Raw genomic sequence first — 13,038 nt, 5'->3', positions numbered from 1 at the left:
ACGTCTGTCGAATGGCCCACAAATCAGTACAGTCAGGGGCAGACAGCACACTGTATGGTCGAGTAATGTGGCAACTGTCCCAGTACACTTCTAAACTGTTCCGGTATTGTTTCACACAAGAATAAAATGCCCGTGAAATCGAGTGCTGCGTCATGACCAATCTCTTGCTCTACCAACGTATTGCTCAGCAACTGGCCGAAGACATCCGCCGTGGTGTCTATCAACCGGGGGAGCGCGTGCCTTCGGTGCGCAAGATGAGTTCGCAGCTCAATGTCAGCCATGCGACGGTGTTGCAGGCTTATGCCAATCTTGAAGATCAGGGCTTGATTCGGGCGCGTCCGCAGTCCGGTTATTACGTCCACCAGACACCTGCGCTGACTGCGCCGACGCCGGACATTGCCCGGGTCGAACGGCCGGGGCTGGTCACTCGCAGCAGCATCATTCAACAGGTGCTGGTCGAATCACGCCGTGAAGGTGTGTTCCCGTTGGGCGCCGCTGTGCCCAGCGTGGATTATTTGCCGGTGCGCGCACTGCATCAGCAACTGGCCAAGGTCACCCGGTTCCATAGCCCGCGTGCCTTCAGCTACATGTTCAGCCCCGGTTTTGAACCGCTGCGCCGGCAAGTGGCGATCCGTATGCGCGATGCTGGTGTGGTGGTCGATCCGTCAGAAGTGGTGATTACCCACGGTTGCGTCGATGCCCTGCAGATGTCGCTGCGTGTGCTGACCCGTCCGGGCGATCTGATCGCCGCCGAATCGCCAACCTATTACGGTCTGCTGCAACTGGCTGACCTGCTCGGCCTGAAAGTCATCGAGATCCCCAGCGATCCCGCCACCGGCATGAGCCTCGAAGCCCTGCAACTGGCGGCCAACCAATGGTCGATCAAAGCGCTGGTGCTGACCTCGCGGCTGAGCAATCCGCTGGGCGGCACCATGCCCGAAGAGCGGCAAAAACAGTTGCTGCGTCTGGCCTCGGATTTCGATATCCAGATTGTCGAAGACGATATCTATGGCGAGCTGATGTTCGAGCAAGGCAAAACCAAAGCGCTCAAGGCTTATGACCGACTGGATCGGGTGATCTACTGTTCGAGCTTCTCCAAAACCTTGTCACCCGGCGTACGCATCGGCTGGATGATCGCGGGCAAGTATCAGCAGGAAATCCAGCGCTTGCAGACCTTCAGCACTCATTCGGCGTGCAGCGTGACGCAGATGGCGATTGCCGCTTATCTGGAAAACGGTGGTTATGACCGGCATTTACGGTACATCCGCCAGGAATACCGGAAAAACCTCAGCGCCTTCCAGTTGGCGGTCCAGCAGTACTTCCCCGAAGGCACGCAAATGACCCGGCCCACGGGCGGTTTCATCCTTTGGGTGAGTCTGCCGGGCAGGGTCAATACACAAGAATTGCATGTGCGTGCGTTGCAGCAGGGCATCAGCATTGCCCCGGGGCTGATCTTCAGTAATACCGAGCAGTTCAACCACTGTATCCGCCTGAATTGCGGGATTCCGTGGAACCGCGAGGCGGAGCGGGCGTTGATGACTCTGGGTCTGTTGGCGACGCAACTGTGTCAGGAAACCGCTGGCGGATTCTGAACGAGCGGTGGGTGATGCTTGTCTTGTGGCGTTCAACAAGCGAGCATATGGCCCTCTGCCGTTAGCGTCGTTGGGTTCATGAAAGCGATTTTTCCTGCTGCTTGGGTGTTGCTGGGTTTGCTGATGATCGGTCATGCGCCTGGCGTCGTGGCCGCTGCAGTTCAGGAAAAACCGGCTGCGACGAGTCCCGCTAAAAAAGCCACGGCTGCGCAGAAGGCAGCTCCCGCGAAGAAACCTCAGCAAAAAGTCATCAAGAAGCGCAAGCCAGTTGCCTCGAAATCGAAACCCGCCAGTGAAGTGGTAAAAACCAAGTTGCCGTCGGCCAGACTCGATTTGAGCCTGCCCAAGGACATGGTCGAGGAATTGAAGCCCCAAGGCACGGTTGAAATGCCCAAGCGCGAGACGATCCTGCCGCAGATGTTTGGCGAGAAAAACAATGGATTCCAGCTCAACGGCCGCTTGCTCAGCAACGAAATGCAGTTGCAACTGCGCAACGAAGAGCGCCGCGAAGTCGAAGGCGCGGCGCTGGATTTTGAATTCAAGCAGTAAACCCGGCCCATCGGTGACCCGCGGACCAGACGCTTTGTCGGAGACTGGTCAGTCACATTGAGTTATCGCTAAAAACCCCGGTTCCGGGAATTTGAAACAGCCGTTTTAGCGGTTACTCTGTTCCGCGTCCCTTTTACACATCGCCCGTCGCGAGGAATTGTTCGTCATGAAATGCCGTGAAGGCTGTGGCGCTTGCTGCATTGCCCCTTCCATCAGTTCGCCGATTCCCGGCATGCCTGATGGCAAACCTGCTGGCGAACGTTGCGTGCAACTCTCGGTCGAAAACCTGTGCAGCATTTTCGGCCGCCCGGAGCGCCCGGCCGTCTGTTCCGGCTTCGCGGCTGATGTCGAAGTCTGTGGTAGCAGCTCGGAAGAAGCGATCAGGCTGATTGGCTGGTGGGAGCAGATGACGGCGGCGTGATGTGTCAAACGAACGGAACTTCAACAATAAGGAATAAGACTATGGGTTCGCTGCATCGTATCGCTGTGTTGTGTGGTTTGACCGCTGTGCTGGCCACGTCCATCGCTCAGGCTGAAGACTGGAAAGTCGCCAAGAACGAGGACGGCATCAAGGTGTCCCTGAGTGAAGTGCCGGGCTCGGACTACAAGTCCTACCAGGGCGTTGCGCTGATGAAAACCACCGTTGCCAAACTGCGCGCACTTCAGGAAGACGTCGCTGGCGCCTGCGCCTGGATTCACGAGTGCAAGACCCAGAAACTGCTCAAGCACGAAGGCGACAAGAGCTGGACCTATAGCCAGTTCAATACGCCTTGGCCGGTAACTCCGCGTGACTCGGTGATCGAAGTCACCACCGTCGAAGGCGCCGACGGCAGCCTGACCCGCAACCTCAAAGGTCTGCCGACGTACGTTCCTGAAGAAAAAGGCTTTGTCCGCGTGCAGCAGGTCAAAGGCTTCTGGAAGTTCGTACCGAAGGGCGACCAGGTTGAAGTCACTTATCAAGTGCACACCGAACCAGGTGGCAGCGTGCCGGCGATGGTTGCCAACAAGTTCGTTGTTGATGCGCCGTTCAATACCTTGAAGGCTCTGAAAGAACGCGCCGAGAAGTAAAGTCGCGTGTACAGGCAAACGCCCCGAACGATTCGGGGCGTTTTGTTTTGTATCTATATTGTGTTTCCAGATATGCGTTGCACGAAATTTTCACAAAGTGTTCCTGACAATTCGCCCGCGCTGTTTGCCCGCTGCTGTAAATGAAAGTGTCTGGCGGCGGGGCAGTAATCAATGGCAATGGTGCGGGTGATCGTGCAACATTTGCGCACTGCGCAAGCCCCGGGGTCGGGAATGACCAATAGAGGGCATGGCGCCGCTGTATTTTTGCAACTTCAACTTCCAATGGGTCCTAAAACGACATGGCAAACCCGGACGCCCTGAATCAGCAGCGATCTTCTGCTCGCCTGCTGCAACCGACCGTCAAATCGCATCTGGCCTACACGCTGCTGTGTGCACTGGTCATGATGGTGATGTTTTCCGTGCTGCGCCTCGCGCTGCTGGTCTACAACCGCGAGATGATCCTCGATACCCCGGCTTCGACCTTCCTCGAAGCTTTCGCCAACGGCCTGCGCTTCGACCTGCGCCTGGTGGTTTACCTGTGCATTCCGCTGGTGCTGGCGCTGTTCAGTGCCCGCGCCATGGCTGCGCGCGGTTTCTTCCGTCTGTGGCTGACGGTCGCGTCGAGCATTGCGCTGTTCCTCGGCCTGATGGAGATGGACTTCTACCGTGAGTTCCACCAGCGCCTCAATGGTCTGGTGTTCCAGTACGTGAAAGAAGACCCGAAGACCGTGATGAGCATGCTCTGGTACGGTTTTCCGGTAGTTCGCTACCTGCTGGCGTGGGCCATTGGCACCGTCATCCTGACGCTGGCATTCAAAGGCGCCGACCGTGCCACCCGTCCGCGCGGGCCTTTCAGCGGCGGCAGCGTCAGCAGCCGTCAGGTCGCGCCGTGGTACACCCGTCTGGCGGTGTTCGTGGTCTGCCTGCTGATCTGCGTGGTCGCCGCTCGCGGCACTCTGCGTCAGGGCCCGCCAATGCGTTGGGGTGACGTCTACACCACCGATTCCAACTTCGCCAACCAGCTCGGCCTCAACGCCACGCTGTCGCTGATCGAGGCCGCCAAGTCACGCATGGGCGAAGATCGCGACAACATCTGGAAAGCCACGTTGCCGCAAGAGCAGGCGCAGAAAGTTGTGCGCGACATGCTGCTGATGCCAAACGACAAACTGGTCGATGCCGATATTGCCGCCGTGCGCCGTGATTACACGCCGCCGGCCGACAAGACCCTGCCGATCAAGAACGTCGTGGTGATCCTGATGGAAAGCATGGCCGGTCACTCGGTCGGTGCATTGGGCGCGCCAGGCAACATCACTCCATACCTGGACAAACTGTCGAAGGAAGGTCTGCTGTTCGACCGCTTCTTCTCCAACGGTACGCACACCCACCAAGGCATGTTCGCGACCATGGCCTGCTTCCCCAACCTGCCAGGTTTCGAATACCTGATGCAGACCCCGGAAGGCAGCCACAAGCTGTCCGGTCTGCCGCAGGTGCTCAGCGCCCGTGACTACGACGACGTGTACGTCTACAACGGCGACTTCGCCTGGGACAACCAGTCGGGCTTCTTCAGTAACCAGGGCATGACCAACTTCGTTGGCCGTAACGACTTCGTCAACCCGGTGTTCTCCGATCCGACGTGGGGCGTGTCCGACCAGGACATGTTCGACCGTGGCCTGCAGGAGCTGAAAGCACGCGAAAACGGCAAGCCGTTCTATGCGCTGCTGCAAACCCTGTCCAACCACACGCCATACGCCTTGCCGACGCCATTGCCGGTCGAGCGCGTAACCGATCGTGGCTCGCTCAACGAGCACCTGACCGCCATGCGCTACTCCGACTGGGCGCTGGGTCAGTTCTTCGAGAAGGCGCGCAAAGAGCCGTACTTCAAGGAAACCCTGTTCGTCATCGTCGGCGACCACGGTTTCGGCAACGAGCGCCAGATTACCGAAATGGACTTGGGCCGCTTCAACGTGCCGATGCTGATGATTGCGCCGGGCATCCAGGAGAAATTCGGTACCCGTGACCACACTGTCGGCACTCAGATCGACATTGTGCCGACCATCATGGGCCGTCTCGGTGGCGAAGTGCGTCATCAGTGCTGGGGTCGCGACTTGCTCAACCTGCCGGAAGGCGACACCGGTTTCGGTGTGATCAAGCCGTCGGGCAGTGAGCAGACCACCGCTATCGTCACGGCCGACCAGATTCTGGTGTTGCCGAGAGACAAAGACATGGGGCCGAAGATCTGGCAGTACCAGTTGGGCGCCAATCCGCACGCCGAAGTGGTGCCGAATGCACCGCGTACCGCCGAGTTGAAACTCAAGCTGGAAGCGTTCCTGCAAACGGCGACCAAAAGCCTGATGGATAACACCGCTGGCGTGATTCACGGCAAGCCGGATTGATCGCTTGCCGACAATAAAATCCGCGCAATAAAAAAGAGGCCCTGAGCAGGGCCTCTTTCTTTTTACGCTTGAAGCGTTATATCCGACCGAGTAACAGCAGGACCAACAGCACCACCAACACCACGCCGATAATGCCCGATGGACCGTAACCCCAACTTCTGGAGTGCGGGAAGACCGGCAGACCACCGATCAGCAACAGGATCAGGATAATGATTAGAATTGTGCCCATGTCGATTTCCTTGTTGATAGTGTTCGAGAAGTCTTGGTATTCAAGGGCGACTGGAGACTAAGTAATTCCAGACGGCTTACAAATTCCGACCGGTGCGCGTGAAAGAAAATTCAATGTTTTTTTAATGTATTTGGATTGCTCGATTATTTCCTTTGCAGCGAAAAGATCGCAGCCTCGTTTCACTCGACAGCTCCTACACGAATCCAAGTAGGAGCCGCCGAAGGCTGCGATCTTTTGATCTTGCATTCAGCAACTTGATGGAGCGTGGGCGCGCGCCGATCCTTCGCTACACTCGGCGCATCTTCCCCGGAACAACAAGGCTGTGTGCTATGCAAAATCGCATGATGATCACTGGTGCGGGCTCGGGCCTGGGTCGCGAAATCGCGCTGCGCTGGGCGCGTGAAGGCTGGCAACTGGCCTTGTCCGATGTCAGCGAACCCGGCCTGCAGGAAACCTTGAAAATGGTCCGCGAGGCGGGCGGTGACGGTTTCACTCAGCGCTGCGATGTGCGTGATTACAGCCAGCTCACCGCATTCGCCCAAGCCTGCGAAGAGAAGCTCGGTGGCATCGACATCATCGTCAACAACGCCGGTGTTGCGTCGGGCGGTTTCTTCAGCGAGCTGTCGCTGGAAGACTGGGACTGGCAGATCGCGATCAACCTGATGGGCGTGGTCAAGGGCTGCAAAGCGTTTCTGCCGCTGCTTGAGCAAAGCAAAGGCAAGATCATCAACATCGCCTCCATGGCCGCGCTGATGCAGGGCCCGGCGATGAGTAATTACAACGTGGCCAAGGCTGGCGTGGTGGCGCTTTCGGAAAGTCTGTTGATTGAACTGGCACAACAGGAAGTCGGCGTGCATGTGGTTTGTCCGTCATTCTTCCAGACCAATCTGCTCGACTCTTTCCGTGGCCCGACGCCGGCGATGAAAGCGCAGGTCGGCAAGTTGCTGGAAAGTTCGCCGATCACCGCGGCGGATATCGCCGACTACATTTATCAGCAAGTAGCGGCCGGCGAATTCATGATCCTGCCCCACGAACAAGGGCGCATGGCCTGGGCAATCAAGCAGAAGAACCCGCAACTGCTCTACAACGAAATGACTTCCATGGCGGAAAAAATGCGCGCCAAAGCCAAACAGAACAACGGCTGACCTTGCCCGTTGTCGGCGGCGTCGTTAGGGTGGCCGCAATGGTCACCCTGTCGAGACGCGTCAATGCTCAATTACTTGTGGTTCTTCCTCGCGGCGCTGTTTGAAATCGCCGGTTGTTTCGCCTTCTTCATGTGGCTGCGTCAGGGTAAAAGTGCGTTGTGGGTGATTCCTGCGCTGCTCAGTCTGACCTTGTTCGCACTGTTGTTGACCCGTGTTGAAGCCAACTATGCCGGTCGTGCCTACGCCGCTTATGGCGGGATCTACATCGTTGCGTCGATTGGCTGGCTGATGGTAGTCGAGCGGGTACGCCCATTGGGATCTGACTGGATCGGCGTGGCGTTGTGCGTGATCGGCGCCAGCGTGATTCTGTTCGGGCCGCGCTTTTCGGCGGCCTGACGGCTATTTGTCGGAAATGTCTGACGGCTCGATGCGACTATGGGTGTAAGGCAAAACTGATTTGTTCGCCGTGCATTGTAGAGCTGCCGCAAGCCGCGCATCTTCAGGGTTCGCTAACCCTGAAGGACGAATCTCATGCTTGTACTCAGCCGTGTCGTTGGTGAGTTGATTTCAATCGGTGACGACATCACCTTGCGCGTTCTGTCAGTGAACGGTTCCAGCGTGCGTTTTGGCGTCGAGGCGCCACAGAAGGTCAATGTGCATCGCGCAGAGGTCTATGACCGGATCAAGCGCAAGCAGGCCACCGAAAAGCTCCGCTGAGGATTTTCAGTCGAACAGATGCTTGGGCACATCGTGCTTGAGCATCAACTGGCACTGCTCGCTTTCCGGGTCGAAGACGATCAGCGCCTGGCCTTTGGTCAGTGCCTGACGTACGCGCAGCACGCGGGTTTCCAGCGGCGTGTCATCGCCATTGTCGGTGCCGTCGCGGGTGACGAAATCTTCGATGAGGCGGGTGAGGGTGTCGACTTCAAGAGCGTCGTAAGGAATGAGCATGGGCACCTCGGCTGAATCAATGGCGGGATGCTACGGCGATTGCGGGTTGGCTGCCAGTTTTGTGTTGCCTGTACTGACGCCATCGCGAGCAGGCTCACTCCTACAGGGGAACGCATTCCAAATGTGGGAGCGACGGTGCGACGATTCGACCTGCTCGCGAAGGCGATGGTTCTGCCAACAAAGATTTAACTGTCGGAACGCTGCCCCACCAGACTGTCCACCGACGGCACCCGCGTATCGCTCTCCATCTGCGTGTCATGTTCAATCTGATGACTGAAGCGATCCAGCGAAGCATTCGCTGGCGCTGCATCGCTGGCGAACACCGGTGGGCTCAAAATGTAAGCCCCGAGCAAACGACTCAGCGCCGCCAGGCTGTCGATGTGCGTACGCTCATAACCATGGGTCGCATCACAACCAAAAGCCAGCAGGGCAGTGCGGATATCGTGGCCCGCCGTCACCGCTGAATGCGCATCGCTGAAGTAATAGCGGAACAGGTCACGGCGCACCGGCAGTTCGTTTTCACCGGCCAGACGCAGCAAATGTCGCGACAGGTGATAGTCATACGGGCCGCCGGAATCCTGCATCGCCACACTCACCGCGTGTTCGCTGGAATGCTGCCCCGGTGCGACCGGCGCGATGTCGATGCCGACAAATTCACTGACGTCCCAAGGCAATGCCGCCGCCGCGCCGCTGCCGGTTTCCTCGGTGATGGTGAACAGCGGATGGCAGTCGATCATCAGTTCCTGACCGCTGTCGACGATGGCTTTAAGTGCCGCGAGCAGTGCCGCAACCCCGGCCTTGTCATCGAGGTGACGGGCGCTGATGTGGCCGCTTTCGGTGAACTCCGGCAGCGGATCGAACGCGACCACGTCGCCGATGCTGATACCCAGGGAATCGCAATCGGCCTTGGTCGCACAGTAAGCGTCCAGACGCAGTTCGACGTGGTCCCAACTGATCGGCATTTCATCGACGGCAGTGTTGAACGCGTGCCCGGAGGCCATTAGCGGCAAGACACTGCCGCGAATCACACCGTTGTCGGTAAACAGGCTGACGCGGCTGCCCTCGGCAAAACGGCTCGACCAGCAACCGACCGGGGCGAGGGTCAGGCGCCCGTTGTCCTTGATCGCACGAACGGCGGCGCCGATCGTGTCCAGGTGCGCGGAAACGGCGCGGTCGGGGCTGTTTTTCTTGCCTTTGAGCGTGGCGCGAATGGTCCCGCGCCGGGTCATTTCGAAGGGAATGCCAAGTTCTTCCAGACGCTCGGCGACGTAACGCACGATGGTGTCGGTGAAACCGGTGGGGCTGGGAATGGCGAGCATTTCCAGCAGGACTTTTTGCAGGTAGTTGAGATCCGGTTCGGGGATTTGCGTGGTCATGGAAACTCCTGATGGGTTGAGCACTGATCGTTCCCACGCTCTGCGTGGGAATGCAGCCGGGGACGCTCTGCGTCCCAAGAGTGGACGCGGAGCGTCCGGTGAGGCGTTCCCACGCAGAGCGTGGGAACGATCAGGAAAGGGTTAAATCGCCGGCTGACTATGCGGAAACAACAAATCGACAAACCGCTCCGCCGTCGGCTGCGGCTCATGGTTGGCCAGCCCGGCACGTTCGTTGGCCTCGATAAACACGTACTCGGGCTGATCTGCCGCTGGCACCATCAAGTCGAGGCCGACCATTGGAATATCCAGCGCCCGCGCCGCCCTTACCGCGGCATCGACCAACGTCGGGTGCAGAATCGCTGTGACATCTTCCAGCGTGCCGCCGGTGTGCAGATTCGCCGTACGGCGCACAAACAAATGTTCACCGGCCGGCAGAATGCTGCTGTAGTCGTAACCCGCGGCATGCAGGGTGCGCTGGGTTTCGTGATCCAGTGGAATCTTGCTTTCGCCGCTGGTCGCCGCTTGCCGCCGCCGACTCTGCGCCTCGATCAATGCGCCGATCGAATGCTGACCATCGCCAACCACTTCGGCAGGCTTGCGAATCGCCGCTGCCACCACTTCAAAGCCAATCACCAGAATCCGCAGATCAAGGCCTTCATGGAAGCTTTCCAGCAGCACACGGCTATCAAACTGCTTCGCCGTTTCGATGGCTTGCTGCACCTCTTCGATGCTTTGCAAATCCACGGCCACGCCTTGGCCCTGTTCACCGTCGAGCGGCTTGACCACCACCCGTTGATGCTCGTCGAGGAAGGCCAGATTGTCGTCGGCATTGCCCGCCAGTTGCTGCGACGGCAGGTTCAATCCGGCGCCTTTCAGCACCTTATGGGTCAGACTTTTGTCCTGACACAGGCTCATGCTGATCGCGCTGGTCAGGTCGCTCAGCGATTCGCGGCAACGCACGCGGCGCCCGCCATGACTGAGGGTGAACAGCCCGGCATCGGCGTCATCCACTTGCACATCGATGCCGCGTCGATGGGCTTCTTCAACGATGATCCGCGCATACGGATTGAACTGTGCCTCCGGGCCGGGGCCGAGGAACAGCGGTTGATTGATGCCGTTCTTGCGCTTGATGGCAAAGGTCGACAGGTTGCGGAAACCGAGCTTGGCGTAGAGGTTTTTCGCCTGGCGGTTGTCGTGCAACACCGACAGATCCAGATAGCTCAAACCACGACTCATGAAGTGCTCGATCAGGTGCCGCACCAGCACTTCACCGACTCCCGGTCGCGAACACTGCGGATCCACCGCCAGGCACCACAGGCTGCTGCCGTTTTCCGGGTCGTTGAACGCCTTTTGGTGATTCAGGCCCATGACGCTGCCGATCACCGCGCCGCTGTCTTCATCCTCGGCGAGCCAATACACCGGGCCGCCCTGATGATGCGGAGTCAGTCGCGTGGCATCGATCGGCAACATGCCGCGCGCCTGATACAACTGATTGATCGCCTGCCAGTCCGCCTCACTCTGTGCACGGCGGATACGAAAACCGCGAAACACTCGGGTCGCCTGCCGGTAATCGCTGAACCACAGGCGCAAGGTGTCGGATGGGTCAAGGAACAATTGCGTCGGCTCAAGTCCGAGAATCTGCTGCGGGGCGGCGACGTACAAGGCGATGTCGCGTTCGCCGGGCTGCTCTTTGAGCAGTTCCTGCGCCAGCGATGCCGGGTCGGGAAAGGTGTGGCCGATGAGCAACCGGCCCCAGCCGCAATGCAGCGCAATCGGCTCGGCGGCCAGCGTGCTGCCGTCTTCGGCCAGACGTGCCTGCAAGCGTTCATAGGACGGTGTCTGACCGCGTAGCAGCCGTTGGTTGATGGCCGTGGCGTGGGGTTTCATCGATCAGATTCCTTGTTCACTGAGCCACAGATTCAGCGCTGCCAGTTGCCACAGCTTCGAACCGCGCAATGGCGTCAGTTGGCCTTGCGGATCAGTCAGCAGTTTGTCGAGCATGGCCGGGTTGAACAGGCCACGATCCTGACTCGGATCGAGCAGCAGTTCGCGTACCCAGTTCAGCGTATCGCCCTGCAAATGCTTGAGGCCTGGGACCGGGAAGTAGCCTTTTTTGCGGTCGATCACTTCACTTGGAATGACTCGGCGCGCGGCTTCTTTCAAGACCTGTTTGCCGCCATCGGGCAGCTTGAATTTGCCTGGCACACGGGCCGACAGCTCGACCAGTCGATAGTCGAGAAACGGCGTACGCGCCTCCAGACCCCAGGCCATGGTCATGTTGTCGACGCGTTTGACCGGGTCGTCGACCAGCATCACCGTGCTGTCCAGACGCAGGGCTTTGTCGACGGCAGCATCAGCGCCGGGCTGGGCGAAATGTTCTTTGACGAAGTCGCCGGCAGCGTCATGCGCGGTCAGCCATTGCGGCTGCACGGTGGCGGCGTAGTCGTCGTAGCTGCGGTCGAAAAACGCGTTGCGATAGGCCGCGTAAGGATCGGCCGCGCCGTCGACTTGCGGGTACCAGTGATAACCGGCGAACAATTCATCCGCGCCCTGGCCGCTCTGCACAACCTTGCAGTGCTTGGCCACTTCGCGCGACAGCAGATAGAAAGCAATGCAGTCATGGCTGACCATCGGCTCGCTCATCGCACGGAACGCGGCGGGCAGTTGCTCGATGATCTCTTTCTCGTCGATGCGCAATTGATGGTGTTGGGTGCCGTAGTGATTGGCGATCAGATCGGAGTACTGGAATTCGTCACCGCGCTCACCGCCGGCATCCTGGAAACCGATGGAGAAGGTCGACAGGTTCTCCACGCCGACTTCACGCAACAGGCCGACGAGCATGCTCGAATCGACACCGCCGGAAAGCAGCACACCGACATCCACCGCCGCACGTTGACGAATCGCCACCGCTTCGCGGGTGCTGTCGAGGACGCGGTCGACCCAGTCTTCCAGCTTCAGGTTTTTCTCGTCGTCGTGCGGGCCGTAGGGCAGGGTCCACCAGGTTTTCTGCTCGGTGCTGCCATCGGCTTCAACGCGCATCCAGGTCGCCGGTGGCAGTTTTTCGATGCCGGCCAGCAGGGTGCGCGGCGCCGGGACCACGGCATGGAAATTCAGGTAGTGATTGAGCGCCACCGGATCAAGGATCGGATTGATGTCACCGCCCTTGAGCAGCGCCGGCAAGGCCGAGGCAAAGCGCAGGCGTTGGCCGGTGCGCGACAGATATAACGGCTTCACGCCGAGACGGTCGCGGGCGATGAACAGACGTTGCGCGTCGCGTTCCCAAATGGCAAAGGCGAACATGCCGTTGAGTTTCGGCAGCAGCGCTTCGCCCCAGGCGTGGTAGCCCTTGAGCAGCACCTCGGTGTCGCCACCGGAATAGAACGCGTAGCCCAGCGCTTCGAGTTCGGCGCGCAGTTCCGGGAAGTTGTAGATCGCGCCGTTGAAGGCCAGTGACAGGCCGAGTTGGCTGTCGATCATCGGCTGCGCCGAGCCATCCGACAGGTCCATGATTTTCAGGCGACGATGACCCAGGGCAATCGGCCCTTGGGCATGGAAGCCCCACGCGTCGGGGCCGCGAGGGGCCAGGTGATGGGTGATTCTCTCGATCGCTGCAAGGTCTGCAGGTTGTTGATCAAAACGTAACTCGCCAGCTAATCCGCACATAAAGTCCTTACCGGTTTTTCCGTTGGGGAGGGGTCAAACGCTACCTCGCCAAAATGGCGGGTACTCAGAAAC

13 protein-coding genes are annotated in these 13,038 nt (G+C 59.1%); 8 read left to right on the top strand and 5 right to left on the bottom strand.

The features are described 5' to 3' along the window. Nucleotides 1-152 precede the first annotated feature (152 nt). The 5 genes from CKW17_RS15755 (at nucleotide 153) to CKW17_RS15735 (ending at nucleotide 5,602) form a co-directional block, all read left to right on the top strand. Nucleotides 153-1,592: a PLP-dependent aminotransferase family protein gene (locus CKW17_RS15755; protein WP_095120546.1), complete on the top strand. Its 1,440-nt coding sequence runs from the start codon at nucleotides 153-155 to the stop codon at nucleotides 1,590-1,592. Nucleotides 1,593-1,670: 78 nt separating this feature from the next. Further along, nucleotides 1,671-2,141 (top strand): translation initiation factor 2, encoded by a 471-nt coding sequence (locus tag CKW17_RS15750; RefSeq protein ID WP_095120545.1) that lies wholly within the window; start codon nucleotides 1,671-1,673, stop codon nucleotides 2,139-2,141. A 166-nt stretch (nucleotides 2,142-2,307) separates the two neighbouring features. Next, nucleotides 2,308-2,562 (top strand): YkgJ family cysteine cluster protein, encoded by a 255-nt coding sequence (locus CKW17_RS15745; RefSeq protein ID WP_007908349.1) that lies wholly within the window; start codon nucleotides 2,308-2,310, stop codon nucleotides 2,560-2,562. Nucleotides 2,563-2,603: 41 nt separating this feature from the next. Continuing rightward, nucleotides 2,604-3,209, top strand: a complete 606-nt coding sequence (locus CKW17_RS15740) for an START domain-containing protein (RefSeq protein ID WP_095120544.1) — start codon at nucleotides 2,604-2,606, stop codon at nucleotides 3,207-3,209. A 299-nt stretch (nucleotides 3,210-3,508) separates the two neighbouring features. After that, nucleotides 3,509-5,602 carry an LTA synthase family protein gene (locus tag CKW17_RS15735; protein ID WP_095120543.1) on the top strand — a complete coding sequence of 698 codons (2,094 nt, stop codon included), beginning with the start codon at nucleotides 3,509-3,511 and terminating at the stop codon, nucleotides 5,600-5,602. Between the two features lie 76 nt (nucleotides 5,603-5,678). Here the strand turns inward: CKW17_RS15735 and CKW17_RS15730 are convergent, their stop codons facing one another. Next, entirely contained in the window at nucleotides 5,679-5,837 is a 159-nt protein-coding gene (locus CKW17_RS15730; protein ID WP_169432680.1) for a DUF3309 family protein, read from the bottom strand. A gap of 323 nt (nucleotides 5,838-6,160) precedes the next feature. Between CKW17_RS15730 and CKW17_RS15725 the strand changes: the two genes are divergently transcribed. The 3 genes from CKW17_RS15725 to csrA all read left to right on the top strand — a co-directional run bounded on the left by CKW17_RS15725 (nucleotide 6,161) and on the right by csrA (nucleotide 7,693). Then, nucleotides 6,161-6,976: an SDR family oxidoreductase gene (locus CKW17_RS15725; protein WP_095120542.1), complete on the top strand. Its 816-nt coding sequence runs from the start codon at nucleotides 6,161-6,163 to the stop codon at nucleotides 6,974-6,976. A 63-nt stretch (nucleotides 6,977-7,039) separates the two neighbouring features. Further along, entirely contained in the window at nucleotides 7,040-7,372 is a 333-nt protein-coding gene (locus tag CKW17_RS15720) for a YnfA family protein (protein ID WP_008088571.1), read from the top strand. A gap of 135 nt (nucleotides 7,373-7,507) precedes the next feature. Then, entirely contained in the window at nucleotides 7,508-7,693 is a 186-nt protein-coding gene (gene csrA / locus CKW17_RS15715; protein ID WP_095120541.1) for a carbon storage regulator CsrA, read from the top strand. A 6-nt stretch (nucleotides 7,694-7,699) separates the two neighbouring features. Here the strand turns inward: csrA and CKW17_RS15710 are convergent, their stop codons facing one another. The 4 genes from CKW17_RS15710 to CKW17_RS15690 form a co-directional block, all read right to left on the bottom strand. Then, complete coding sequence (locus tag CKW17_RS15710; RefSeq protein WP_003192759.1) at nucleotides 7,700-7,927, bottom strand: YheU family protein; 228 nt, start codon at nucleotides 7,925-7,927, stop codon at nucleotides 7,700-7,702. A gap of 185 nt (nucleotides 7,928-8,112) precedes the next feature. Further along, complete coding sequence (locus CKW17_RS15705) at nucleotides 8,113-9,303, bottom strand: osmoprotectant NAGGN system M42 family peptidase (RefSeq protein WP_077574040.1); 1,191 nt, start codon at nucleotides 9,301-9,303, stop codon at nucleotides 8,113-8,115. A gap of 141 nt (nucleotides 9,304-9,444) precedes the next feature. Further along, entirely contained in the window at nucleotides 9,445-11,190 is a 1,746-nt protein-coding gene (ngg, locus tag CKW17_RS15695; protein WP_095120540.1) for an N-acetylglutaminylglutamine synthetase, read from the bottom strand. Nucleotides 11,191-11,193: 3 nt separating this feature from the next. Beyond that, nucleotides 11,194-12,966 (bottom strand): N-acetylglutaminylglutamine amidotransferase, encoded by a 1,773-nt coding sequence (locus CKW17_RS15690; RefSeq protein ID WP_095120539.1) that lies wholly within the window; start codon nucleotides 12,964-12,966, stop codon nucleotides 11,194-11,196. Nucleotides 12,967-13,038 lie beyond the last annotated feature (72 nt).

Origin of the sequence: Pseudomonas sp. Irchel s3f10, assembly GCF_900187515.1 — a bacterium.
Lineage (GTDB): Bacteria > Pseudomonadota > Gammaproteobacteria > Pseudomonadales > Pseudomonadaceae > Aquipseudomonas > Aquipseudomonas tensinigenes.
Note: the sequence above shows the minus strand (reverse complement) of the source record. Positions and strands in the feature narration are given on the sequence as shown.